The organism is Streptomyces sp. NPDC048349 (assembly GCF_040651925.1).
Classification (GTDB): Bacteria; Actinomycetota; Actinomycetes; order Streptomycetales; family Streptomycetaceae; genus Streptomyces.
Window position 1 is genome coordinate 43,911 of sequence record NZ_JBEZLA010000035.1, and the last position, 22,299, is coordinate 66,209.

A 22,299-nucleotide genomic window follows, 5' to 3' on the forward strand; every position below is an offset into this window, starting at 1 on the left:
GGATCCTGCCTGCCGTCATCGGGTCCCCCGTCCGGGTGGTGTGGAGTGGCCAGCGAGTGCTCCGGCACGTGCACGCGCCGCCAACTCCCTCTGAACTAGCTCAGATTCTCTCGCGCTCGCGCCCGTCCCGACGGACACTTGGGGCTCGTTGCCGGAGCTCTCCGAGGGGGATGCCGATGCGGGACAGCCATCGCAGTGAGGCCGAGCGGCTGTTGGAGCGGACCGTGGACGAGGAGGCGCGGCGGGCGGCGGCGGGAGCGCCGGTGGACGGGACGGCGCTGCTGGCCCGGGCCCGGGAGGCGCTGGACGCGCTCGCCGCGAGCGCGGCTGCGGAGTACGAGGCGTACGTACGGGCCCTGGACGAGGCGGCGGCCGGCGAGCAGTCGCTCGGCGAGGCCTTCAAGCGCGGCGGCGCCCCAACGGCCTTACTGGTCACGGCGGTCGCGGCGGCAGCGGCCTTCGGGGCGGACTTGGCGCTCGGAGTCGCGGCCGGTACGGCACTGACCGCCGGGGCGGTGACGGGCGTCGCGGGGGCGGTCGCGACCGTGGCGAAGGTGACGGCCCTGCACCTGCCGGCGGCGAACCGGCGGGCCGGGGAACGGGGCCGTCCGGGCGGGCCCGAGCAGCTGAGGCTGCAGTGGCTGTCGGCCTTGGAGGTGCGCGGCATCCGGCCCTTCCTGGAGCAGCAGCGCGCGGTGACCGCGGCGGCGCGGACGCCGCGTACGGCTCCCCGGAGCACACCCCAGCTGCGCGGGACGGACCGCAGTGCGCAGGCGCGGCGGCGCAACGCCCTGGAGCAGTCCTTCGGGCAGCTGCCGCAGCCCGAAGGGCCGTTCACGGGCCGCAAGGCGGAGCTGACGCGGATCGCGCAGTGGGTCCAGGCGGCCCGGGCCAGCACCGAGACCCGCCCCGTCGTGGTGGTGCTGCACGGGGAGCCGGGGGTGGGCCGGACGGCTCTGGCGCTGCGGGCGGCGCACGGGCTGAGGGACCAGTTCCGCGGCGCGTGCGTGGTGGACCTGCGGGGCGCGGGCTCCTCTGCGCGCGGCGAGGCGCCGCTGTCGACGCGCGAGGCGCTGCTGCACCTGCTGAACCGGCTGGGCGCACCGCGCGAGCAGCTGTTGTTCCGGGAGGGGGCCTCGGCGGAGCAGCAGGTGCGCCGGCTGGGCGAGCTGTACCACCAGCACCTCCAGGGCCTGCCGGTGACGGTGGTGCTCGACGACGCGGTGGACGCGGCTCAGGTGCGGGCGCTGGTGCCGGAGCGTTCGGAGAGCCTGGTGCTGGTGACCGCGCGGGAGCCGCTGGAGCTGCCCGCGGACCTGGCGGCATGGGTGCACCAGCTTCCGGTGGAGCCGCTGGCCGACGCCGACGCGGCGGAGCTGGTGCGGCAGGCCGCCGCCCCGCCCCGGGAGGCGGACGCGGCCGCCGTGGTGGAGCGCAGCGGCGGGCTCCCGCTGGCCCTGCGCCTGCTGACGCCGCCCGCCCGCGAGGGGCTGGTCCCCGACGCCGGTCCGGGCCATCCGGTGGAGCTGGCCCTGCGCGCCGCCGACGCCCGCCTCGACGGGCCGGCCCGGCTGCTGCTGCGGCGGTTGCCGCTGGCCGGGCGGGCCTCGCTCGGCGGCGCCGCCGCGTCCGCGCTGGCCGACGTACCCGAGCAGGCGGCGCTGCGCGCGCTGGAGGAGCTGTGCGAGGCGGGTCTGATCGAGCGGGTGCGGGGCCAGCGGTTCCGGATGCACGACGCGGTGCGCGCGTACGCGGCGGGGCGGCTGGAGGCGGAGGAGGACCGGGCGCAGGCGGCGGCCGCGCACGAGCGGCTGATCCGGGTGTACGCGCAGCTGGCGGACTCGGTGATCCGGATGGTCGACGGGAAGATGTCGACTCGCGCCCACCAGTTCGGCGTGCACGGCTTCACCTCGCTGGACGCGGCCCTGCGCTGGCTGGACGACGAGTCGAGCTTCATCACGGCCGCGCTGCGGCACTCGGAGGGCGTGGACCAGCAGGCGGTCTTGGACCTGCTGGGAGCGCTGTGCGACTTCTGTCTGCTGCGCGGGGACCTGTACCGGCTCGGTGAGATCAACGAGCTGACGCAGGCGGTGGAGGCGGGCCGGCAGGGGCGGCTGGTGCGGTCGGTGCAGTGGCGCACCGGTATCGCGGCGCGGCAGCTGGGCGAGCTGGACAAGGCCCGCACGACGCTGACCTCGGTCGTGGACCAGTACAAGGAGGCGCAGCAGGAGGCGGGGGCCGGGATGGCCCTGATCTCGCTGGGCATCACCTTGCACCACCAGGGCAGCCTGCCGGAGGCCGCGGCCCGCATCCGGGAGGCGCTGGCGCTCCAGGAGCCGCCGGAGCTGGCGGGCGACCGGGCGTGGGGGCTGCACGCCCTGGCGGCCGTGGAGCGGGACCGGGCGCACCTGGCGGAGGCGATGGCGCTGCTGGAGCGGTCGCTGGAGCTGCACCGGGAGAGCGAGAGCGTGCACGGCGAAGCGTGGGCGCACTTCCAGCTGGGCCAGGTGTTCCTGCGGGTGGGGGACGTGAAGCGGGCCGAGGCGGAGCTGCGGCTGGCCCTCGACCTGTACGGGCGCACGCGCGACGACCGCGGGGAGGCGTGGGCGCTGACCCAGCTGGGCCGGGCCCGGGTGGTGGACGGCGATCCGGGGCCCGCGCTGGAGCGGCTGCGGGACGCACTGGCCCGCCACCGGGAGGCGGAGGACGCCCGCGGCGAGGCGTGGACGCTGTACTACCTGGGGCAGGCGCTGGAGGAGGGCGGCGAGCGCGATCAGGCGGTGCGGGAGCTGGAGCGGGCCCGGACGCTGTTCTCGCGGATGCGGGACGTGTACGGGCTGGCGCACGCACGGCACCATTCGGGCCGGGTCACGCGCGACCAGCGGGCGGCGCAGACGGGGAACCTGAAGAACTCCGGCTTCGCGCGGCAGCTGCTGGTGGACGCGCGGGCGGACTTCCGGCGGATCGGGCTGGCCCACGGCGAGGCCTGGACCTGCCTGGAGCTGGCGGTGGTGGACGCGGGCAACGCGAAGGTGTCGCAGGCGCTGGGCCTGTGCGAGGAGGCGGTGCGGCTGTTCATCTCGTACGGGGACCGGCGCGGGGAGGACTGGGCTCGGTTCCTGCGCTGCACGCTGCTGCCGTTCGCCGTGCCGGCGGCTCCCGAGGAGGCACGGGCCGAGCTGGACCGGCTGGCCGCCTCCGCACATCCGGCGCGGGACGGGCGGCTGGAGGACTGCCTGGAGACGTACGCCGTGATCCTGGGCCGCGGGGTGGACCCGGCGGAGGACTGGCAGGCGTGGCGGCTCGGCCTGGTGCCGAACCTCCACTCCCGGGAGATCATGGGCGTCCCGCTGCCGCCCGCGGCCGGGTCCGCGTGACGCGCGGAAGCCGCCGCCCCGCCGGATGGCGGGCGGGGCGGCGGCCGTCGGGGCCGGCTTTTGCGCCCGAGGGGCTCTTGACCTGCTGCCGGACGGACTAGGAGGCCCGGTCCGAAGGGGAGGACGGGGAACCGGCGGCCTCCGGCTCGGGGGCCTCCTGGAAGTTCACCCGTCCCATGTGCCGGTTCATCGACTTCATCAGGGCCCACACGCCGAGGGCGAGGGCCGCGAACACGATGAAGCCCAGGAGGCCGGGGGTCACCTTGTTCTTGTCGAAGGTGTCACCCGCCAGCGGGAGGAGCTGGGTCAGTGCTGCCTGCGTAGCGCTCATGGCTAGGCATTCTCCCGGATGCCCGCGAAGAGGTCGGACTCGGGGAGGGAGGTGTCGACGAGCGACTTCGCGAGCTCGTACTCCTCCGTGGGCCAGACCTCCTTCTGGATGTCCATCGGGACGCGGAACCAGCCGCCGTCCGGGTCGATCTGCGTGGCGTGGGCGATGAGGGCCTTGTCACGGATCTCGAAGAACTCGGCGCAGGGCACGTGGGTGGTCAGGGTCCGCTCGGTGCGCTCGAACTCCTTCCACCGCTCCAGCCACTCCCCGTAGGGGGACTCCATGCCGCGCGAGAGCAGCGCCTCGTGCAGCGCGACGGTGCGCGGCTTGTTGAAGCCCTGGTTGTAGTAGAGCTTCTGCGGCTGGTACGCCGGGCCGAACTCGGCCTCCGGGTACTTCTCGGTGTCGGCCGCTCCGTCGAAGGCCACCATCGAGATCTTGTGGGTCATGATGTGGTCGGGGTGCGGGTAGCCGCCGTTCTCGTCGTACGTGGTGACGACCTGCGGCCTGAAGGCCCGGATCTTCTTCACGAGGCGGCCGGCGGCCTCGTCCACGTCCTCCAGCGCGAAGCAGCCCGCGGGCAGCGGGGGCAGCGGGTCGCCCTCGGGCAGGCCCGAGTCGACGTAGCCGAGCCACTCCTGCTCGACGCCGAGGATCCCGCGCGCCTCGTCCATCTCCTTGCGGCGCACCTCGTGGATGTTCTCCTCGATGTACTTGTCACCCTGGAGCTTGGGGTTCAGCACGGAGCCGCGCTCGCCGCCGGTGCAGGTCACGACCAGCACGGGGACCCCCTCGGACACGTACTTGGCCATGGTGGCCGCGCCCTTGCTGGACTCGTCGTCGGGGTGGGCGTGGACGGCCATCAGTCGAAGCTGCTCGGTCAAGACGGGATCCTCTGCAATTCGGCGTGACAGTCGGCTTCTATAGTGACCGAATCGGGGGACGGAAAATTCCGGGGGTGGGTCCACACGGATCCGGCCCCGCCCTGGCGGAAGGAACGATCGATGAGCGCGGTGCGCGAAGGGCTGCCCGAGGGCCGTTACGGCCGGTCGGCGGACGAGCGTGCGGACCGGAAGCTCAAGATCGTCGGTTCCGTGCTGGGGGCCCTGCTGCTGGGCGTGGTCGGGTGGATCGGCTGGGACTACGTCGCGGGGCAGAGCGTCAGCGCCGAGGTGATCAAGTTCCAGGTCGTGTCGGACAACGAGGTGAAGGTGCACCTGGAGGTCCGCAAGGAGACCTCGGTCACCGGGGTGTGCACCCTCAGCTCCCAGGACAAGGAGCACGCCGAGGTGGGCCGGGCGGACTTCACGTTCGCGCAGGCCGAGGCGCGCGTCGACGAGGTCGTCTCGCTGAAGACGACCAGCCGCGCCACAATGATCGAGCTGGTCGGCTGCCAGCCGGCGACCCTCTGAGCACACGATCCGGGACACGGCGGGCGGGCAATCGGACTCGCGGGTCCTCCCCCTTTTCTTCCCGAATTGTTAGGCTCGTGGTTTCGTCCGCCGCTGGCGGCCTTGTAGTCCCCTGTACCGACGAGGAGCACCCGTGACCCAGACGAGCGAAAGCGTCACCTGGCTGACCCAGGCGGCGTACGACCAGCTGAAGGCAGAGCTGGACTACCTCTCTGGTCCCGCACGCACGGAGATCGCCACGAAGATCGCAGCCGCCCGCGAGGAGGGCGACCTGCGCGAGAACGGCGGTTACCACGCGGCCAAGGAAGAGCAGGGCAAGCAGGAGCTCCGCGTCCGCCAGCTGACGCAGCTCCTGGAGAACGCCAAGGTCGGGACCGCGCCCGCGGCCGAGGGCGTGGTGGCCCCCGGCACGCTGGTCAAGATCGCCTTCGACGGCGACGAGGACGACACCATGGAGTTCCTGCTGGCCTCGCGCGAGTACGCGTCCTCGGACTTCGAGACGTACTCGCCCCAGTCCCCGCTCGGCAGCGGTGTCCTGGGCAAGGCGATCGGCGAGGACGCCGAGTACGAGCTGCCGAACGGCAAGAAGGCTTCCGTCAAGATCCTCGACGTCAAGCCCTTCACCGGCTGATCACCCCCCTGTCCCGACACGTCGATGCCCGGCCGGGTCCTCCCGGCCGGGCATCGGTGCGTACGCCTACGCGGTCGCCGAGCGATACTTGCGGACGGCCAGGGTCCGGAAGACCGCGATGATCAACAGCGACCAGAGCACGGAGGCCAGGACCGGGTGCTGCATCGGCCAGGCCGCCGGGGCCTCGTAACCCGGCGGGAGGTTGCCGAAGAGCTCTCGGGCCGCCTGGACGGTGGCGCTGAAGGGGTTCCATTCCGCGATGTGCCGCAGGAAGGCCGGCATGTTGTCGGAGGGGACGAAGGCGTTCGAGATGAACGTCAGCGGGAAGAGCCAGATCAGCCCGCCCGAGGTGGCCGCCTCCGGGGTGCGCACGGACAGGCCGATCAGGGCGCCGATCCAGGAGAAGGCGTAGCCGAGCAGGAGCAGCAGGGCGAAGCCGCCGAGCACCTCTCCGAGGTTCGTGTGGGTGCGCCAGCCGACGATCAGGGCCACGACCGCGAGGACCACGATGGTCAGGGCGGTCTGGACGAGGTCGGCGAGCGTGCGGCCGGTGAGGACCGCCCCGCGGGCCATGGGCAGGGACCGGAAGCGGTCGATGAGGCCCTTGTGCATGTCGTCCGCGATGCCCGCGCCGGCGCCGGCGGTGGCGAAGGTGACGGTCTGGGCGAAGATGCCGGCCATCAGGAACTCGCGGTAGGCGGCGGGCGAGGTGTTGCCGCCGACACTGATGGAGCCGCCGAAGACGTAGCTGAACAGCACGACGAACATGACCGGCTGGATCACACCGAAGATGATCATCTCGGGGATCCGGGACATGCGGATCAGGTTCCGCTTGGCTATCACCAGGGAGTCGTTGACGCCCTGGACGAGGCCGCCGCGCGGGCGGGGCGCCGCGATTTCCCGCAGCGGGGCGGGACCCGGGGTGCCCGGGGTCGGGGAGGTGAGGGTCACTTCGCCTTCTCCTTCCGCGCCGCCTTGCGGCCCTTGGCGTCGGCGGGGAGCTCGCCCTCGCCGTTCTCGTCGGTGGTCCGTTCCGCCGCGTGGCCGGTCAGGGAGATGAACACGTCGTCGAGGGTCGGGCGGCGCAGCCCGATGTCGTCGATCTCGATGCCCCGGGCGTCCAGCTCGCGGATGACCTCGGCGAGGAGCTTGGCCCCGCCGGACACGGGCACGGTGAGTTTGCGGGTGTGCTCCTCGACGGTGGTCTCGCCCTTGCCGAAGACGGCGAGCACCTCGCTCGCACCCGCGATGTGCTCGCGCTCGTGGACGACGACCTCAACGCGCTCGCCGCCCGTGCGGGCCTTGAGCTGGTCGGAGGTGCCGCGGGCGATGACCCTGCCGTGGTCGACGACGCAGATGTCGTGCGCGAGGTGGTCGGCCTCCTCCAGGTACTGGGTGGTGAGCAGGAGGGTGGTGCCGCCGGCGACCAGTTCCTGGATGATGCCCCACAGCTGCTGGCGGTTGCGGGGGTCGAGTCCGGTGGTCGGTTCGTCCATGAACATCACGGGCGGGCTGACGACGAGGGCGGCCGCGAGGTCGAGGCGCCTGCGCATGCCGCCGGAGTAGGTCTTCGCGGTGCGGTCGGCGGCGTCGGAGAGGTTGAAGCGCTCGAGGAGTTCGTCGGCCCGGGCCTTCGCCGCCTTGGCCTTCATCTGGTAGAGCTGGCCGACCATCTGGAGGTTCTCGCGGCCGGTGAGGTACTCGTCGACGGCGGCGAACTGGCCGGACAGGCCTATCGCGCGGCGGACCTCGTTGGGGTGTTTGAGTACGTCCATGCCGGCGACGACGGCCTTGCCGCTGTCGGGGCGGAGCAGGGTGGTCAGGACGCGCACGGTCGTGGTCTTTCCCGCCCCGTTGGGGCCGAGCAGACCCAGGACGGTGCCCTCGGGAACATCGAGGTCCACGCCGTCCAACGCCCGTACGTCGCCGAAGGTCTTGACCAGGCCTTCGGCATAGATCGCGCCTGGCATATGGATTCTCCCAGTGTGAATCGGGCCAGCTGAAATCCGGTCATTCCTAGGCAAAGCTTAGGGGCGCCGGACATCCCTCGCCCGGCCCAGCGGGGGATGCGGATCCTCCTCCCCCGCCACCCGGCGCACGTTATCGCGTTATATCGCGAGCTGCCAGACCTCCGGCCAACCCGTCAGCCCCTCAGCCCATCACCTTGTACCCCGCGCTGTGCAGCGACCGCGCGACGTCCGCGCAGTGCTCCGGGCCCTTCGTCTCCAGGTGCAGCTCCACCTCCACCTCGGTGAGCCCGAGCCGCGGGTCGGTCCGTACGTGGCTCACATCCAGAACGTTCGCATCCACCACTGACAACACCCCCAGCAGCCCGGCCAGGGCTCCCGGCCGGTCCGCCACGCGCAGCCGCAGTGACAGGTACCGGCCCGCCGCCGCCATGCCGTGGCGCAGGATCCGCTGGAGCAGCAGCGGGTCGACGTTCCCGCCCGACAGGACGGCCACCACCGGGCCCCCGCCGTACCGTTCGGGCTCGCTCAGCAGCGCGGCGACCGGGCTGCACCCGGCCGGCTCGACCACCAGCTTGGCCCGCTCCAGGCACAGCAGCAGGGCACTGGAAAGCGCGTCCTCGGACACCGTACGCACGTCGTCGAGGAGCTCGCCGATGATTTTGAAGGGGACGTCGCCAGGGCGGCCGACCTTGATGCCGTCCGCCATCGTGTTCGGGTCGTCGATCGACACCGGGTGCCCGACCTTCAGCGAGGGCGGGTACGCGGCCGCGCCCGCCGCCTGGACGCCGATCACCTTCACGTCGGGACGCAGCGCCTTCACGGCGACGGCGATGCCGGCCGCGAGACCGCCGCCACCGATGCCGACGAGGATCGTACGGACCTCGGGGCACTGCTCGAGGATCTCCAGGCCCACCGTGCCCTGGCCCGCGATGATGTCGCGGTGGTCGAAGGGGTGGATGAACACCGCCCCGGTGCGGTCCGCGTACTCCTGGGCGGCGGCCAGGGTCTCGTCGACGACGTGGCCGTGCATGCGCACCTCTGCGCCGTACTCCTGGGTCGCGGCCACCTTGGGCAGCGGCGCGCCGACGGGCATGAACACCGTGGAGCGGACCCCGAGGAGGGAGGAGGCCAGTGCCACGCCCTGCGCGTGGTTGCCGGCGCTGGCCGCCACGACGCCCGCGGCACGCTGCTCGGGTCGCAGGCCGGCGATGCGCACGTACGCCCCGCGCAGCTTGAAGGAGCCGGTGCGCTGGAGGTTCTCGCACTTGAGGTGGACCGGGGAGCCGGTGAGCGAGGTGAGGTGCCGGCTGCCCTCCATCGCGGTCACCCGGGAGACGCCGGAGAGCATCTTCTGAGCCCCCCGGACGTCGTCGAGGATGACCTGCGGGACGGGCTCGGGCACGCGGTAGTTCATGCCGCCAGTCTCGCAGCCCGCGCGCGGCCGGGCTCAGCGCGGCCGAGCCGGGCTCAGCGCGGCGAAGGGGAGGCGAGTGGGGCCGCGGGGCGGGGCGGAGGCGGACCCGGCGGCAGACGCGGGAGGGCGCGAGAAGAGCACGAGCAGAGCAGGAGAGGGGTGCGAGAGGGGTGCGAGAGGGGCGAAAACCCGCCATCCGGGACGGCCCCGGAGGGGCTGCGCGCACGGGCCGTACCAGTTCTCGTACGAGCCGTACGAGCCGCCGCACGGCCGCGTACGCTGTCCCCCATCCTTGTCGGACCCACGCGAAGAGAGCCCACGGCCATGCCTTCATCCCCGGCCAATTCCGATCTGCCCGCGGTGGGCGAAGCGCCTGCCGGAGCGGGTCTCCTCGACGCGCTCCAGCACCAGGTGGCGGTCTTCGCGCGGCGCGCCGAGCAGACCCGCCTGGGCGGTGTCGGCCAGGCCCGCAACTCGATGGACCGGGCCGCGTACCTGCTGCTGAACCGGCTCGACCTGGAGGGGCCGATGGGCGTCAAGGCGCTCGCCGGCGGCATGGGCATCGACTCCTCGACGGTGACCCGGCAGGTCGCGCCGCTGGTCGACGGCGGTCTGGTCAAGCGGACCTCGCACCCCGAGGACGGCCGGGCCGTGGTCCTCGCGCTGTCCCCGCGCGGGCTGGCGCGGCTGGAGGAGGTGCGCTCCTCGCGGCGCGAGCTGATGGCGCGCGTGACGGAGGAGTGGACCGAGGCGGAGCGCGAGTCCTTCACGAAGCTGCTGACCCGCTTCAACCTGTCGCTGTCGGAGCTGATGGCGGCCGTCGCCGACGCCGGCCCGGCGTCCTGACCCTTGACCCGGACGGGCCCGCTGCCCGCACTATGTGAACCATGCGGGCGGTTGACCAACGGGCAGGCTCCTACACGGAGTTCCAGGCCTTCGTCGCGGGCGCGGCGGGGCGGCTGCTGCACGTCGCGATCCTGCTGACCGGTGAGCCGGAGCCCGCGCGCCGGCTGCTGGCGGGCGCCCTGGCCCGTACGTACGCTAACTGGCAGCGGCTGCGCGGGGACGACCCGTACGACTTCACCCGCCAGGAGCTGTGCACGGCCTTCGCCCGCACCGGCCGGCGCCACCAGGGCGGGCACGGGGTACTGGCGCGGCTGAGCCCGCTGGAGCGGCTCGTGCTCGTCCTGCGGATCTACGAGGGGGTCGCGGAGGAGGTCACGGCGGCGCAGCTGGGGCTGCCGGCCGAGCGGGTACGGGTGCTGTGCAACCGGGCCGTGGCGGAGCTGCGGTGAGCGGATTCCCGGACCGGAAGGAAGCCCGGGTCAGGCGGCTCCTGGAGGGCCCGTACCCGGCGGTGCCGGCGGATCTGGCGGCGGGCGCGGCGGCGCGCGGCGACCGCCTGCTGCGCCGCCGCCGGGTCCTGCGCGGGTTCGGCTGGGCGCTGCTCTTCGCCGCGGCGGTGGCCTTCACGGTCTGGGCCGTGCTCACCCAGCCGTGGGCCGCACCGCCCGCGGACATCTCGCCTCCCCTGGAGGGCTGGTGACCGCGACCCGGCCCTCCAGGGGAGCGGCGGTCAGCCCAGGGCCTGGGTCAGGTCCGCGAGGAGGTCGTCGGCGTTCTCGATGCCCACCGACAGGCGGACCAGGTCGCCCGGGACCTCGAGGGCCGAGCCCACCACCGAGGCGTGCGTCATGCGGCCCGGGTGCTCGATCAGGGACTCGACGCCGCCGAGGGACTCGCCCAGCGTGAACAGCTTGGCGCGGTTGCAGACCTCGACCGCCGCCTCCTCGCCGCCGGCGACCCGGAAGGAGATCATCCCGCCGAAGTTGCGCATCTGCTTGGCGGCGATGTCGTGCCCCGGGTGCTCCGGCAGGCCCGGGTACAGGACCTGGGTGACCTTGGGGTGGCGGGTCAGCATCTCGGCGACCTTGGTCGCGTTCTCCGCGTGCCGGTCCATGCGTACGGCCAGGGTCTTGATGCCGCGCAGCACGATCCACGAGTCGAACGGCCCGGCCACCGCGCCCATGGCGTTCTGGTGGTAGGCCAGCTCCTCGCCCAGCGCCGCGTCGGCGGTGACCAGCGCGCCGCCGACCACGTCGGAGTGGCCGCCCATGTACTTGGTCAGCGAGTGCAGGACCACGTCCGCGCCGAGCGCCAGGGGCTGCTGGAGGTAGGGGGACGCGAAGGTGTTGTCGACGACCAGCCGGGCGCCGGCGGTGCGCGCGATGTCGGCGACCACGGCGATGTCGGTGATGCCGAGCAGCGGGTTGGACGGGGTCTCGACCCAGATGAGCTTGGTCTTGGGGGTGAGGGCCGCGCGGACGGCGGCGGCGTCGGAGGTGTCGGCCACCGACCACTCCACGCCCCAGCGGGAGACGACCTTCGCGAAGAGGCGGAAGGTGCCGCCGTAGGCGTCGTTGGGGATGACCACGTGGTCGCCCGGGGAGAGCATCGTCCGCAGCAGGCAGTCCTCTGCGGCGAGCCCGGACGCGAAGGCGAGCCCGCGCCGGCCGCCCTCCAGCGCCGCGAGGTTCTCCTCGAGGGCGGTGCGGGTGGGGTTGGCGCTGCGGCTGTACTCGTAGCCGCCGCGCAGGCCCCCGACGCCGTCCTGCTTGTACGTGGAGACCTGGTAGATCGGCGGTACGACCGCGCCGGTCAGCGGGTCCGCCGTGTTGCCCGCGTGGATCGCGCGGGTCTCGAAGCTCTGGTGCTCGTGGCTGTCGTCGCTCATGGGCAGAGCCTAAGCCCCGCCTGGCGTTTGCTCCTCTCCTGGCCCGGTCTTGGACCGCCATTGGCCTGCGGCCCCCTCGGTCTGGTTCGCTTGAGGCATGGAGATTCTGTGGTTCCTGTTCGCGATCCTCATGATCGTGTTCGTCATCGGCCCGTACGTACGGCGCAAGCGCGGTGGTGTCCGGCTGGTCGCTCCCGGCAGCCCGGACGCCGCCGACCCCGCGAACTACGGGTTCGACCGGCAGGAGGATCTCGACATCCGGATCCCCGGGCCGGACCGGGACCTGATGGACGCCCTCGACCACGTGCGCAGCACCGGCCAGTGGCAGGCCGCCTCGCAGCTGCTCGCCGGGACCCCGAAGGACGGCGAGCAGCGCTGGCAGCGCGTGCAGGCCTTCGGCGGGGCGGCGGCCCTGGAGCTCGTACAGCAGCCGGGTGTGGGCGCGCAGTGGCTGAAGGCGTGGCGGCTGGAGGCCGACAAGGACGCGGGCGGCGCGCAGGTGCACGCGGAACTGCTGGTGCAGCAGGCGTGGCGCAGCTCGGGCGGGGTCGGCTCGCAGGACCACCGGATCATCCTGGAGGAGGCCAGGGAGGCCTGCCGCAAGGCGGCGCTGCTGTCGCCGGGCGACCCCGTCCCGTACATCACGGAGCTGGCGATCGCGCGGGGGCTGGCGTACTCGGAGGCGGAGTTCGACGCGCTGTGGGCGAAGGTCATGGACCGGGCACCGGCGCACATGGGTGCGCACCTGGCGGCGCTGCACTACTGGTGCGGCAAGTGGCACGGCTCGCGGGAGCACGCGGACGCGTTCTCGCACGCGGCCGCGGCCCGCGCCCCGCAGGGCTCGCTGCTGGCGGCGCTGCCGCTGTTCGCGGTGTACGAGAACCTGCCGGACGTGGTCCTGATCGGGAGCTTCTACCAGAGCGCGGTCGTGACGCGGGCGGTGGAGGGCGCGCTGTACGCGGTCCACACGGCGCGCCAGGACGACCCGATGCTGGCGCACGTACGGCACCTGCTGCTGCTGTTCCTGGTCAACATGGAGCGCTGGGCGGAGGCGATGGAGCAGGTCCGGCACGTGGACGGCTACGTGGGTGCCCTGCCGTGGTCGGCCTCGGAGGACCCGGCGGCGCAGTACGCGGTGTACCGGGCGCTGGCCGTGGCCGGCTACGAGGCCAACGGCGGCTCCCCGGCGACGCTGCCGCACTGACGCCGGCGCGGTCGGTGGCGGGCCGGGAATCCCGGCCCGCCCTTCTTTCGTTGTCATGCGTACAAGGAGGGAATCCATGTTCTCGTACCGCCGCACGCCCGAGCTCCCCACCCGCGAGGAGGCCCTGAAGGGCCGCTCCGAGCCTCTCTTCGCCCTGCCCGAGAAGCACACCGTGCTCGGCAACCCGCTGGCCGGCCCCTACCCGGAGGGCCTGGAGGTCGCCGACTTCGGGCTGGGCTGTTTCTGGGGCGCGGAACGCAAGTTCTGGCAGACCCCCGGGGTCTGGACGACGCTGGCCGGCTACCAGGGCGGCTACACCGAGAACCCGACCTACGAGGAGGTCTGCTCGGGCCAGACCGGCCACACGGAGGTCGTCCGCGTGGTCTTCGACCCGGCGCAGGTCTCGTACACCACCCTTCTGAAGCTCTTCTGGGAGTCCCACGACCCGACCCAGGGCTTCCGCCAGGGCAACGACGTGGGCACCCAGTACCGCTCGGCGGTCTACACCCACTCCCCCGCCCACCAGGCGGCGGCGGAAGCCTCCCGCGAGGCCTACCAGCAGGTCCTCACCGCCTCGGGCCACGCCGCAATCACCACGGCGATCCTCCCGGCGGCGGACCGCCCCTTCTGGCCGGCGGAGGCCTACCACCAGCAGTACCTCGACCGCAACATCAACGGTTACTGCGGCATCGGCGGCACGGGCGTGGCCTGCCCGATCGGCATCGCCGAGGCTCCTGGAGAATGACCGCCCACCCCGCCGACGCGGCGCACGAGCGGCTGGCCCGGCTCTGGCAGGGCCTGACACCTGCCGGGCCTCTGCTCCCTCATGAGCTGAAGACCGCGTACAGCGACCGGTGGGTGCGCTTCCACAGCCTGCCGGAGTCGAAGCGCTACGCGGAGGACGAAGAGGAGTACGCGATCGTCCTGGACCGGTACAACACGGTCCTCGACGAGCTCTTCGCGCACGGCGAGGTGTACGTCGTGACCACAGAATGGGCCGATCCGTCCGGGCCGACGCAGTGGTCGGACCACCGCCGCGCCCTGCACCCCGAGGGCACGGTGTGGACCACGCTGGACCACACCGACGACCCAGATCCGGACTTCCACACACGCTGGTACTTCTACGCCGACCGACGCCGCTGGGAACGCGGCTGCCTCGATCCCCTGCTCCGCGCGGCTGCCGACGACGCACTGTCCGGCGTATTCGTTACCGATGGCGACCTCACCCGGATCCACCATCCGTACGACGGCGGCGCTGACGTCATCCTCGCCACCCCTGAGGAGCGCGACCGTCTGCGCGACCGGCACGCCGCCTGGCTGTCCGCACACTCCTCGGGATACTGATCATGACGGGTCGTAACGTAGACCCGCATCGCGTCCCAGGGTTCGGTCTCGATCGCGTAGTGCCCTTGCGGGAGGGTGGCCGGCGCCCGCCGGCTCTCCTCGTCCCGTTCCACGTCGGGAGGCACCGGGGGAACGGCAGGCAGAGGCGTCAGGTTTGGCGTGGGGCAGCACGCACCTGGCACACAGGAAGACGGTCATGCTGCCGTGGTAGCCGCCGCCCACGTCCCAACGCATCCTCACATTCCAAGCGGGGAGGCTGCTTTCCTGTTCTGGAAAGGATCAGCGCTTGACCCCGCCGCGGCCGGCTCGGGAGCATCGAACGCGACAGGCGTACGCCGACGTGTGGGGGCAAGGATGCTGCGGAAGCTGTCCGGTGACCCGGAGTGCAGGAACGGAACGTGCCCCACCCTGTGGGGCACCGAGGACGCCAAGGACTACGTGGTCCAGGGCTACGTCATCACCGACCCAGAGCGGCTGGCTCAGCTCGACCTGCCCGAAGGTGAAACCGCCGTCGTGGTCCCAGCAGCAGTCCTGGAGGAGTACTTCCGTGCTCAGCGGTGAGGAGTTCGGCCGACTCTTCGAAACCTTCCAGCAGACCGCGTTCCGGCTGGAGACGCTCAGCGTTTACGACGTGGAGGAAGAACGCGAGGAGTTCGAACGCTTCCTGGCCGGCGAGGACATGGGCCCTGACTGGGACGACAACGCGTGGGTACGGTCGATGACCGACAAGGGCAAGCAGGTCTCGCGCGTCCATGTGCTCAGCTCGCCGCTGGAAACCATCGGGATCATCGACCTGTCAGAACTGACCGTGACCGGCCTGCCGGATCACGATTTCTGGCTGTTCGATGACCAGTCGGTGTATCAAATGCACTACACGCCAGAGGGCGCGTTCATCGGCGCCGAGCTGCTCCCTGACGACAGACTTGCCGAGTATCAGCACTACCGAGACCGCGCCCTGGCCGAAGCGGTGCCGTTCGCGGACTACTGGGAGCGGCACCACTGACCGCCGACTCGATCGGGAAAGCCGTGCGGGCACTGCGCGACGCATCCGGACTCACGGGTGACTCAGTGGCCCGCAGGGCTTCCATGTCTGCCGGAAAGCTGTCGAAGATCGAGACCGGCAAGGTGCGGCCGACCGTTCAGGACGTGGACCTGGTCCTCACCGCCATAGGCGTGAGCCAAGAAGTCAAGGAAGAGTTCCTGGCGGCGGCCCGCGCTGAGGCCACCGAGGCCACCGCATGGCGTCTGCTGCGCCGTATGGGCCCGTGGAAGCATCAGAGAACCATCCGGGCCATTGAGGCCGGCACCACCACGCTCAGGCTTTTCCAGGGCCAGCTCGTCCCTGGGCTCCTCCAGACCCCCGAGTACGCCTCTGCCGTCTTCTCCCTGCCTCCGGCCCTGCCGGAGGAGACCAGGGCCAAGACCGTGGCGGCCCGCCTCGAGCGGCAATCCGTCCTGTACGAGCCAGGCAGGTCCTTCCACTTCCTGATCTGCGAGCACGTACTCCGCTGGCGCATCAGCGAGCCCGTGGTCATGGCGCTTCAGCTGGACCGGCTCGTGTCCGTGTCCCGTCTGCCCAACGTCTCGCTGGGGGTCGTGCCGTCCCACCGCCGGATGCCCGACTTCCCCATGCCCTGCTTCAGCCTCCACGACGATCGGCTCGTCATCGTGGAGACGTTCCACTCCGAGGTGACGACTCGCGACCCGAAGGACGTCCAGCTCTACATCGACACGTTCGAACGGTTCGCCTCGGTGGCGGTCTACGACAACGTCATGAGAAGCCTGGTGGAGGGCATTCGAGACGGATTCTTGCCCCAACAGGAAAGGTCCTAGAACGAGCTGCTCAGCGGGTGAAGCATCGTCGGTGCCGACACCCGAGGGAGGGAATCCCAGTGAGCAGCCCCCGCACCACGATGGACCCGCCGGTTCAGCTGTCCTTTCCGCGCACGCCTCCTGCGCCTGCGCCGGGTTGCGGCGTCTGCGCCGCCCTCGCGAAGCAGCGCACAGCGGCGTACGGCACCGGGGACCTGTCCGCCGTCTCGGACTGCAACGTCGAGTTGGCCGCGCACCCCAAGAAGCACGTCGGGGTGCAGTAGTGGACATGCAGACGTGGAGAGACGGACACAGGGCGGCCGTGATCGCCTCCGAGGTCATTCGGGAGGTCCTTCGCCTCCCTGGGCCTGCCGGAGAGTGCCTACTCGGCGATACGGCCGCAGGTGACCCCCAGAGGCCAGCCGCTCGTGCACCTGGGCTCGATCCCCGCTGCTCACGTCGAGCAGATCGCAGAGGCGCTGCGAGGCACCTGGACACACCGCGAGTGATGAAACCCGCGCCGATCGTCCGAGGTACATGGCAGGAGCCAAAAGAGGCCGGGGAGTGGCTGGGGCTTCAGCTCACACAGTTCGCGCCCCGTTTCGCCTCCGAAGAGGAGCAGGATGCAACCCGTCTGACGGCTCTGGTGAAGGCCGTTGTGGAACGGCTCACTTGGGGTGGAGACGTCTCCCTCGGCCACTACCTCAAGGGCACGCTCTTCCACTCGGTTGCGTTGGTTACCTGCTCCCCCAACCACACCGGACCCGACCTGCCCTGACCCCTTTCGGTAGGCCGGCGTGAAGCAACCCGGCGGATGCAGACCGCCAAGGCTCCGGCCTGGAGCGAAGAGCGGTGGCAGGTGTTTCCACCATACTCGGCTTGGAATTTGAGCATCAGGACTCGGCAAAGACCACGCGCAGGCAGCGGTAGTCCATATCCGCAAGACGAACGAAGGGGTACCAGCCAGATGGCTGTGCCGCTTTCCGTTTCGGCTACCCGTCAGTCCCGCCACTTCGGGACCAGCAGGTCAGGGTTGAACGGGCGCCGACCTCCGCCACCCACGGGCAGGACGATCACCGCGTGGAGTGCCTCCCTGATCAGGGCACGCTTCTGCGCCAGGTCCAGCCGTCCGGAGGTCCAACGCTCGCGCACGTTGCCGGTCACTTCGGCTGCACGCTGCTGGTTGAGGACGTGACGGGTGCGGTCCGCACGGAGTTCCCTGACACGCGCTTCCATCTTCTGATTCTCAGGGAAGAATAGCCCGTCCGAGATCTGGTCCTCCTGCCACGCCTGGAGCAGCTTGCGCTGCTTCTTCGTCAGGCGGGCCAGCTCTTCCTCCCCCACCCATTTTTCGTCCACATGTTTCGTCCTGGCCGCCCGTTCTTCCAACTTCGCGAGGACTGCCTCCGTAATGAATTCGTCGATCTTGGCGCCGTTGCGTCCCGTGCCACCGCAACCGCCCATTTCCTTGCTGGGGCACTGATAGAGGTAGCCACCGGAGAGATCCGGCCTCATGGTCGCGCGGAGAGGTGAGTTGCAGATCTGACCGTCCGCGCCGGGCTTTCCGCATCGGAGGATTCCGGTCAGCAGGTACGACGGAGTCCGATAGTCCGTGACCGTCCCGTCAGACTTCAGGTTGGGGCCGACGCGGGCCGAGAAGATGGCGTCGATAGCCATCCACTCCTTCGGCGTGATGACGGGCTCCCAGCGACCCACGATCGGGACGCCGTTAGCGTCACGCACCAGTTCGCCGTTGTGCTTCCGCCAGCCGCACAGCCGCGGGTTCCACAGTGCGAGCTTGAGTGAGCGGCTCGCCCACTCCTTGTCGTTGATCGTGCGGACGCCGGCCTCCCGCCACTCGCGAAGGATCGAGTGCATGGACTTGCCCGCGATCACCTCACGGGCGCCCTTCGCCAGCCACGCCGCTTCCTCGGGCTCCAGCGTGAGCTTGTCGTCCTTCCAACCGAACGGACGTTTGCCCCCCACCGGGATGCCCAGCTCCGCGCGGGCGCGATGCGAGCGGCGCGCACGCCGCTGCATCTTGCGCACCTCCATCTTGGAGATGACGACACCGAAGAGGCCCATCGACTCTACGTCCTCGCTGTAGAGGTTCTTCGCCCCCTTGGCGTCGGCGTAGAGCCGTCCTTCCTCGTACGTGAGCGCGTCCACGAACCGCTCGTAGTCGCCCGCCCGGCGCGTGAGCCGGTCGTCCGCAACCACGATGACGCCGCGCACCGGCTGACCATCCGGCATATGTCCCGACTTGAGCGCCTTCACCATGGCCTCGAAGTCCGGGCGGACCACAGCAGCCTTGGCCGCCGACAGGTCGTTGTCGGTGTAACGGTGCACGATCGTCCAACCGAGACGGGCCGCCGTCTCCCCGTTCGCCTTGTGCTGGTCCTCGACACCGTGACCGTCCCTGGCCGTGTCGGCGGAGATACGGGCGTACGAGACAACCGGGATCACCGGTGTCGCTTCGGTCACTTCCCACCCCTTTTACGAAGAGTCATTAATTCTACGCAAAGAGAAGCGGTACCGTCAGCAGTATCTCGACAAGAACCCCGGCGGCTACTGCGGCATCGGCGGCACGGGCGTGAGCTGCCCGATCGGGATCGCCGAGGCTCCTGGGGAGTGAGCGGCGGGCGGGGTGGACGGCGGGCGCGGCGGACGGCGGGCGCGGCGGGGCGGGGCGTCAGATCGTCGAGGTGTCGATCACGAAGCGGTAGCGGACGTCGCTCGTCAGGACGCGTTCGTACGCCTCGTTGATCCGGGTGGCGGGGATCAGCTCGATCTCGGCGCCCAGACCGCGCTCCGCGCAGAACTCCAGCATCTCCTGGGTCTCGGCGATGCCGCCGATCATCGAGCCCGCGAGGGACTTGCGGCCGTCGATGACGGAGAAGAGGTTGAGCGCGACCGGCTCCTCCGGGGCGCCGACGTTCACCAGCGCGCCGTCCACCTTCAGCAGCGCGAGGTACGCGTCCAGGCCGAGCGGCGCGGAGACGGTGGACAGGATCAGGTCGAAGGTGCCGGCCAGCTCCTCGAAGGTCGTCCCGTCGTTCGTGGCGTAGTAGTGGGTGGCGCCGAGCCTGATGCCGTCCTCCCGCTTGCGCAGGGACTGGGACAGGACGGTGACCTCGGCCCCCAGGGCCGCCGCGATCTTCACGCCCATGTGGCCGAGGCCGCCCAGGCCGACGACGGCGACCTTCTTGCCGGGGCCCGCCTTCCAGTGGCGCAGCGGCGAATACAGGGTGATGCCCGCGCACAGCAGCGGCGCGGCGGCGTCCAGGGCGAGGCCGTCGGGGATGCGGACGGTGTAGTCCTCGTCGACGACGATGTGGGTGGAGTAACCCCCGTACGTGGGCTCACCGTTCCTGTCGAGGGCGTTGTACGTGCCGGTCGCGCCCTCGACGCAGAACTGCTCCTCGCCGCGCAGGCAGTACGCGCACGCACGGCAGGAGTCGACGAACACCCCGACGCCCACCCGGTCCCCGACCGCGAACCTCGTGACCCCCGGCCCGACTTCGGCCACGATCCCGGTGATCTCGTGTCCGGGGACCATCGGGTAGATGCCCTCGCGCCAGCCGTCCCGGACCTGGTGGATGTCGGAGTGGCAGACACCGGCGTACTTGATGTCGATCAGGACGTCGTGCTCGCCGACGGGGCGGCGCGGGACGGTGGTGCGCTCCAGCGCCGCCCTGGGCGCCGGGGCGGCGTACGCGGCGGCCCGGACCGCCGACCCGGCGGAGGGGGAGGGGGAGGTGGTGGTGGCGGTGGCGGACTCGGGCACGGGGGCTCCTCGGCGGTGGTGCTGGTGTGTGGGTGTCAGCCTGCCGGGGCGGGCGCCGCCCACCCAGACCCCTGCCCTGCCTAGGACTGCTGGACCTACCCCTGGCGGGGTCAGGAACACCGCCGCGGCCCGTCGGGCGTCCGGCGATACTGGCGCCATGGACCAGCGTGATCAGCGTGATCAGCGAGCCGAGCTCGGTGAATTCCTCCGCAGCCGCCGCGCCCGGCTGCGCCCCGAGGACGTGGGCCTGCCCGACTACGGGCGCCACCGGCGCGTCCCCGGCCTGCGCCGCGAGGAACTGGCGCTGCTCGCCGGGGTGTCGGTCGCGTACTACACGCGCCTGGAACAGGGCAGCGGGCACAACGTGTCGGCGGAGGTGCTGGACGCCCTCGCGCAGGCCCTGCGGCTGGACGGCACGGAGCGGGCGCACCTGACCCATCTGGCGCGCCCCCGGGGCCGCAGGCGCCGCCAGAGCCACCGTCCGCAGCAGGTCCGGCCGGAGCTGCGGATGCTGATGGACGCGATGGAGGGCGTGCCGGCGTACCTGGTGGGCCGCCGGCAGGACGTGCTCGGCTGGAACCGGCTCGCAGCCGCCGTGTTCGGGGACTTCGGGCAGCTGCCCGTGCAGGAGCGGAACCTGGTCCGGCTGGTGTTCCTGGACCCGGCGAGCGCCGAGCTGTACGCGGAGTGGGAGTGCCGGGCGTGCGAGGTGGTGAGCAACCTGCGGATGTACGCGGGCCAGCACCCGGACGACGAGCAGTTGTCGGCGCTGGTCGGGGAACTGTCGGTGAAGAACGAGGAGTTCCGGCGGCTGTGGGCGGCGCACACGGTGGCGGACAAGACGCACGGGCTGAAGAAGCTGCGGCATCCGCTGGTGGGCGAGCTGGACCTGTACTTCGAGAGGCTGGCGCTGCCGGACGATCCGGCGCAGTTCCTGGTCACCTTCCACGCGGCGCCGGGCTCCCCGTCCGAGGACGCGCTGCGCCTGCTGTCGTCGTGGTCCGCCGGAGCAGGGACCGGGGCGGCAGGCGGGACCATGGCGGGAGGCGGGACCGCGGCGGCAGGGGGGACCGGGACCGCAGCCGTGGCCGGGGCGGACCGGGACCCGGCCGCTACAGCTTGAGCTGGTAGTACGCCGCGCCGCGCTCGCGGCGGTAGCCCAGGGCTTCGTTCACCGCGCGCATCGGGGTGTTCTCGTCCGCGACCGTCGTCGCGATCTGCCGCAGCGCGGGATGGCGGCGCGCGGCCAGCTCCAGCATGCGCAGCTTCACCGCACGGCCCAGGCCGTGTCCGCGGTGGGCGGGTACGACGACCGTGTCGTACTGGAGCGCGCGGGCGCCGCCGGGATCCGGCAGCACCAGCTCGGTGTACGCGGCCACCTCACCCGAGGCGGTGACCGCGGCGACCGTGGTCAGCTCGCCGCCGCGGTCCAGGACCAGCCGGTGCGCCGCGTGCAGCCGCTCGGCCGTCCAGGACTCGGTCTTCTCGTCGAGGCCGCCCGTGGGCGCGTCCTCCATGGCCCCGTGGGCCTTGGCCACCGCGTCCGCCCAGTCGTCGGGCACCAGGCCGTGCCAGGCGTGCAGTTCGTACCCCGGGGTGGCCGGGGCGGGCGCCCCGCGGTCCTCGTGCCGCGGTACGTCCTGCACGTACCAGGCCATGGGCAGGACGTTCTCGAACCCGAGGGACTGCGCGAACGCCTGCCCGGGACCTCCCAGGTCCACCACCGCCCCGACCGAGGTCCGCCCCTGCGCGAGCAGCTCCTCGCGGACCTGCTGCCACAGGGCGGTGCCGATGCCCCGCCGGCGGGCGTCCGGACGTACCGTCAGCACGTCCAGGTACGCGGTGTGGCGGTTGGCCTCGTCCGTGAACAGGAGCAGCCCCGCCACGCCCTGCGCCCCGTCCGCCGCCCAGAGCGCGGCGCGGCCGCGGGCGGGCGCCACGCACAGCCGCCCCGCGACCTCCAGCCGGGAGGGCGCGGGCAGCCGCGGCAGGTCGGCGGCCGCGGCGGCCACCAGGACCGCCCACCAGTCGTCCACCTGGGGGTCGGTCGGGGGCACGGGCAGCGCTCGGATCGTCATTCCCCGAGCCTAGGCACAGTCCAGGGCCTGCGGTCAGGCGTTTTCGGTCACCGTCACCCTGCCGCGGCCGAGAGCCCCGGGAAAAGCGGACGGCCGGGAACCCGAGGGGGGTTCCCGGCCGTCCGCCGGCTGTCCGGAGAGCCGGATGTCCGGAGAGCCGGACAGCCGGGTGTCCTGCGACGCGGGGCGCGGTCAGGTGCGGCAG

Annotated in this window: 23 protein-coding genes and 1 pseudogene; 15 read left to right on the top strand and 9 right to left on the bottom strand. The window is 71.6% G+C overall.

Annotation, left to right across the window (positions count from 1 at the left end; all coding sequences use genetic code 11):
* Positions 1-176 precede the first annotated feature (176 nt).
* The gene (locus tag AB0D44_RS20085) at positions 177-3,377 is read left to right on the top strand and encodes a tetratricopeptide repeat protein (protein WP_362592539.1); all 3,201 of its coding nucleotides are present in this window, start codon (positions 177-179) and stop codon (positions 3,375-3,377) included.
* Positions 3,378-3,474: 97 nt separating this feature from the next.
* Here the strand turns inward: AB0D44_RS20085 and AB0D44_RS20090 are convergent, their stop codons facing one another.
* Positions 3,475-3,708: a hypothetical protein gene (locus AB0D44_RS20090; RefSeq protein ID WP_362592542.1), complete on the bottom strand. Its 234-nt coding sequence runs from the start codon at positions 3,706-3,708 to the stop codon at positions 3,475-3,477.
* Between the two features lie 2 nt (positions 3,709-3,710).
* The gene (gene mca, locus AB0D44_RS20095) at positions 3,711-4,592 is read right to left on the bottom strand and encodes a mycothiol conjugate amidase Mca (protein WP_362592545.1); all 882 of its coding nucleotides are present in this window, start codon (positions 4,590-4,592) and stop codon (positions 3,711-3,713) included.
* A gap of 120 nt (positions 4,593-4,712) precedes the next feature.
* Here mca and AB0D44_RS20100 point away from each other — a divergent pair, with 120 nt between their 5' ends.
* Entirely contained in the window at positions 4,713-5,120 is a 408-nt protein-coding gene (locus AB0D44_RS20100) for a DUF4307 domain-containing protein (protein ID WP_362592548.1), read from the top strand.
* 133 nt (positions 5,121-5,253) lie between these two features.
* Positions 5,254-5,751 (top strand): transcription elongation factor GreA, encoded by a 498-nt coding sequence (gene greA, locus AB0D44_RS20105; RefSeq protein ID WP_069921688.1) that lies wholly within the window; start codon positions 5,254-5,256, stop codon positions 5,749-5,751.
* 66 nt (positions 5,752-5,817) lie between these two features.
* Here greA and AB0D44_RS20110 read toward each other — a convergent pair whose 3' ends face one another.
* The 3 genes from AB0D44_RS20110 to ilvA all read right to left on the bottom strand — a co-directional run bounded on the left by AB0D44_RS20110 (position 5,818) and on the right by ilvA (position 9,135).
* Positions 5,818-6,657, bottom strand: coding sequence for an ABC transporter permease (locus tag AB0D44_RS20110; protein WP_362592631.1), 840 nt, complete (start codon positions 6,655-6,657; stop codon positions 5,818-5,820).
* Between the two features lie 41 nt (positions 6,658-6,698).
* Positions 6,699-7,721, bottom strand: coding sequence for an ATP-binding cassette domain-containing protein (locus AB0D44_RS20115; RefSeq protein WP_362592551.1), 1,023 nt, complete (start codon positions 7,719-7,721; stop codon positions 6,699-6,701).
* Positions 7,722-7,902: 181 nt separating this feature from the next.
* Positions 7,903-9,135 (bottom strand): threonine ammonia-lyase, encoded by a 1,233-nt coding sequence (ilvA, locus tag AB0D44_RS20120; RefSeq protein ID WP_362592554.1) that lies wholly within the window; start codon positions 9,133-9,135, stop codon positions 7,903-7,905.
* A 324-nt stretch (positions 9,136-9,459) separates the two neighbouring features.
* On the opposite strand from ilvA, the gene AB0D44_RS20125 reads away from it, so the two are divergent.
* Genes AB0D44_RS20125 through AB0D44_RS20135 form a run of 3 tightly spaced genes read left to right on the top strand, consistent with a single transcriptional unit; the run spans position 9,460 to position 10,681 of the window.
* Entirely contained in the window at positions 9,460-9,981 is a 522-nt protein-coding gene (locus tag AB0D44_RS20125; RefSeq protein ID WP_362592557.1) for a MarR family transcriptional regulator, read from the top strand.
* A 41-nt stretch (positions 9,982-10,022) separates the two neighbouring features.
* Positions 10,023-10,430, top strand: coding sequence for a sigma factor-like helix-turn-helix DNA-binding protein (locus AB0D44_RS20130; protein ID WP_362592560.1), 408 nt, complete (start codon positions 10,023-10,025; stop codon positions 10,428-10,430).
* On the top strand, positions 10,427-10,681 hold the full coding sequence (locus AB0D44_RS20135) for a hypothetical protein (protein ID WP_362592563.1): 255 nt from the start codon (positions 10,427-10,429) through the stop codon (positions 10,679-10,681). The genes AB0D44_RS20130 and AB0D44_RS20135 overlap by 4 nt, the downstream gene beginning before the upstream one ends.
* Before the next feature lie 30 nt (positions 10,682-10,711).
* On the opposite strand, the gene AB0D44_RS20140 is transcribed toward AB0D44_RS20135, so the two are convergent.
* Entirely contained in the window at positions 10,712-11,869 is a 1,158-nt protein-coding gene (locus AB0D44_RS20140) for a cystathionine gamma-synthase (protein ID WP_362592566.1), read from the bottom strand.
* Between the two features lie 97 nt (positions 11,870-11,966).
* On the opposite strand from AB0D44_RS20140, the gene AB0D44_RS20145 reads away from it, so the two are divergent.
* The 7 genes from AB0D44_RS20145 to AB0D44_RS20175 all read left to right on the top strand — a co-directional run bounded on the left by AB0D44_RS20145 (position 11,967) and on the right by AB0D44_RS20175 (position 16,513).
* Positions 11,967-13,073: a hypothetical protein gene (locus tag AB0D44_RS20145; protein WP_362592569.1), complete on the top strand. Its 1,107-nt coding sequence runs from the start codon at positions 11,967-11,969 to the stop codon at positions 13,071-13,073.
* 76 nt (positions 13,074-13,149) lie between these two features.
* Entirely contained in the window at positions 13,150-13,818 is a 669-nt protein-coding gene (msrA, locus tag AB0D44_RS20150) for a peptide-methionine (S)-S-oxide reductase MsrA (protein ID WP_362592571.1), read from the top strand.
* Positions 13,815-14,417 (top strand): hypothetical protein, encoded by a 603-nt coding sequence (locus AB0D44_RS20155; RefSeq protein WP_362592574.1) that lies wholly within the window; start codon positions 13,815-13,817, stop codon positions 14,415-14,417. Before msrA ends, AB0D44_RS20155 begins: the two co-directional genes overlap by 4 nt.
* Positions 14,418-14,771: 354 nt before the next feature.
* Positions 14,772-14,978 (top strand): hypothetical protein, encoded by a 207-nt coding sequence (locus AB0D44_RS20160; RefSeq protein WP_060178883.1) that lies wholly within the window; start codon positions 14,772-14,774, stop codon positions 14,976-14,978.
* Positions 14,965-15,420, top strand: a complete 456-nt coding sequence (locus AB0D44_RS20165; protein ID WP_362592576.1) for a DUF6879 family protein — start codon at positions 14,965-14,967, stop codon at positions 15,418-15,420. The genes AB0D44_RS20160 and AB0D44_RS20165 overlap by 14 nt, the downstream gene beginning before the upstream one ends.
* 23 nt (positions 15,421-15,443) lie before the next feature.
* A complete protein-coding gene (locus AB0D44_RS20170; protein ID WP_362592579.1) occupies positions 15,444-16,250 on the top strand; it encodes a helix-turn-helix transcriptional regulator in 807 nt (268 codons plus the stop codon).
* An 80-nt stretch (positions 16,251-16,330) separates the two neighbouring features.
* Positions 16,331-16,513, top strand: coding sequence for a hypothetical protein (locus AB0D44_RS20175; RefSeq protein WP_362592634.1), 183 nt, complete (start codon positions 16,331-16,333; stop codon positions 16,511-16,513).
* Between the two features lie 715 nt (positions 16,514-17,228).
* On the opposite strand, the gene AB0D44_RS20180 is transcribed toward AB0D44_RS20175, so the two are convergent.
* A complete protein-coding gene (locus tag AB0D44_RS20180) occupies positions 17,229-18,713 on the bottom strand; it encodes a recombinase family protein (RefSeq protein ID WP_362592582.1) in 1,485 nt (494 codons plus the stop codon).
* Between the two features lie 43 nt (positions 18,714-18,756).
* On the opposite strand from AB0D44_RS20180, the pseudogene AB0D44_RS20185 reads away from it, so the two are divergent.
* Positions 18,757-18,864: pseudogene (locus AB0D44_RS20185) on the top strand (peptide-methionine (S)-S-oxide reductase); the annotation flags it as partial.
* A gap of 57 nt (positions 18,865-18,921) precedes the next feature.
* Here AB0D44_RS20185 and AB0D44_RS20190 read toward each other — a convergent pair.
* Positions 18,922-19,917 carry an NAD(P)-dependent alcohol dehydrogenase gene (locus AB0D44_RS20190; protein ID WP_362592637.1) on the bottom strand — a complete coding sequence of 332 codons (996 nt, stop codon included), beginning with the start codon at positions 19,915-19,917 and terminating at the stop codon, positions 18,922-18,924.
* A gap of 256 nt (positions 19,918-20,173) precedes the next feature.
* On the opposite strand from AB0D44_RS20190, the gene AB0D44_RS20195 reads away from it, so the two are divergent.
* A complete protein-coding gene (locus AB0D44_RS20195) occupies positions 20,174-21,139 on the top strand; it encodes a helix-turn-helix transcriptional regulator (RefSeq protein ID WP_362592585.1) in 966 nt (321 codons plus the stop codon).
* Here the strand turns inward: AB0D44_RS20195 and AB0D44_RS20200 are convergent.
* Positions 21,129-22,094 carry a GNAT family N-acetyltransferase gene (locus AB0D44_RS20200; RefSeq protein ID WP_362592588.1) on the bottom strand — a complete coding sequence of 322 codons (966 nt, stop codon included), beginning with the start codon at positions 22,092-22,094 and terminating at the stop codon, positions 21,129-21,131. The genes AB0D44_RS20195 and AB0D44_RS20200 overlap by 11 nt on opposite strands.
* Positions 22,095-22,299 lie beyond the last annotated feature (205 nt).

Excerpts from the sequence above, each read along its gene's own strand:
- AB0D44_RS20090 (WP_362592542.1), bottom strand. The coding sequence starts at position 3,708 with ATGAGCGCTACGCAGGCAGCACTGACCCAGCTCCTCCCGCTGGCGGGT.
- AB0D44_RS20175 (WP_362592634.1), top strand. The coding sequence starts at position 16,331 with ATGGACCCGCCGGTTCAGCTGTCCTTTCCGCGCACGCCTCCTGCGCCT.
- AB0D44_RS20140 (WP_362592566.1), bottom strand. The coding sequence starts at position 11,869 with ATGAGCGACGACAGCCACGAGCACCAGAGCTTCGAGACCCGCGCGATC.
- AB0D44_RS20155 (WP_362592574.1), top strand. The coding sequence starts at position 13,815 with ATGACCGCCCACCCCGCCGACGCGGCGCACGAGCGGCTGGCCCGGCTC.
- AB0D44_RS20125 (WP_362592557.1), top strand. The coding sequence starts at position 9,460 with ATGCCTTCATCCCCGGCCAATTCCGATCTGCCCGCGGTGGGCGAAGCG.
- AB0D44_RS20130 (WP_362592560.1), top strand. The coding sequence starts at position 10,023 with ATGCGGGCGGTTGACCAACGGGCAGGCTCCTACACGGAGTTCCAGGCC.
- AB0D44_RS20115 (WP_362592551.1), bottom strand. The coding sequence starts at position 7,721 with ATGCCAGGCGCGATCTATGCCGAAGGCCTGGTCAAGACCTTCGGCGAC.
- AB0D44_RS20100 (WP_362592548.1), top strand. The coding sequence starts at position 4,713 with ATGAGCGCGGTGCGCGAAGGGCTGCCCGAGGGCCGTTACGGCCGGTCG.
- AB0D44_RS20145 (WP_362592569.1), top strand. The coding sequence starts at position 11,967 with ATGGAGATTCTGTGGTTCCTGTTCGCGATCCTCATGATCGTGTTCGTC.
- AB0D44_RS20195 (WP_362592585.1), top strand. The coding sequence starts at position 20,174 with ATGGACCAGCGTGATCAGCGTGATCAGCGAGCCGAGCTCGGTGAATTC.
- AB0D44_RS20085 (WP_362592539.1), top strand. The coding sequence starts at position 177 with ATGCGGGACAGCCATCGCAGTGAGGCCGAGCGGCTGTTGGAGCGGACC.
- AB0D44_RS20200 (WP_362592588.1), bottom strand. The coding sequence starts at position 22,094 with ATGACGATCCGAGCGCTGCCCGTGCCCCCGACCGACCCCCAGGTGGAC.
- AB0D44_RS20160 (WP_060178883.1), top strand. The coding sequence starts at position 14,772 with ATGCTGCGGAAGCTGTCCGGTGACCCGGAGTGCAGGAACGGAACGTGC.
- msrA (WP_362592571.1), top strand. The coding sequence starts at position 13,150 with ATGTTCTCGTACCGCCGCACGCCCGAGCTCCCCACCCGCGAGGAGGCC.
- ilvA (WP_362592554.1), bottom strand. The coding sequence starts at position 9,135 with ATGAACTACCGCGTGCCCGAGCCCGTCCCGCAGGTCATCCTCGACGAC.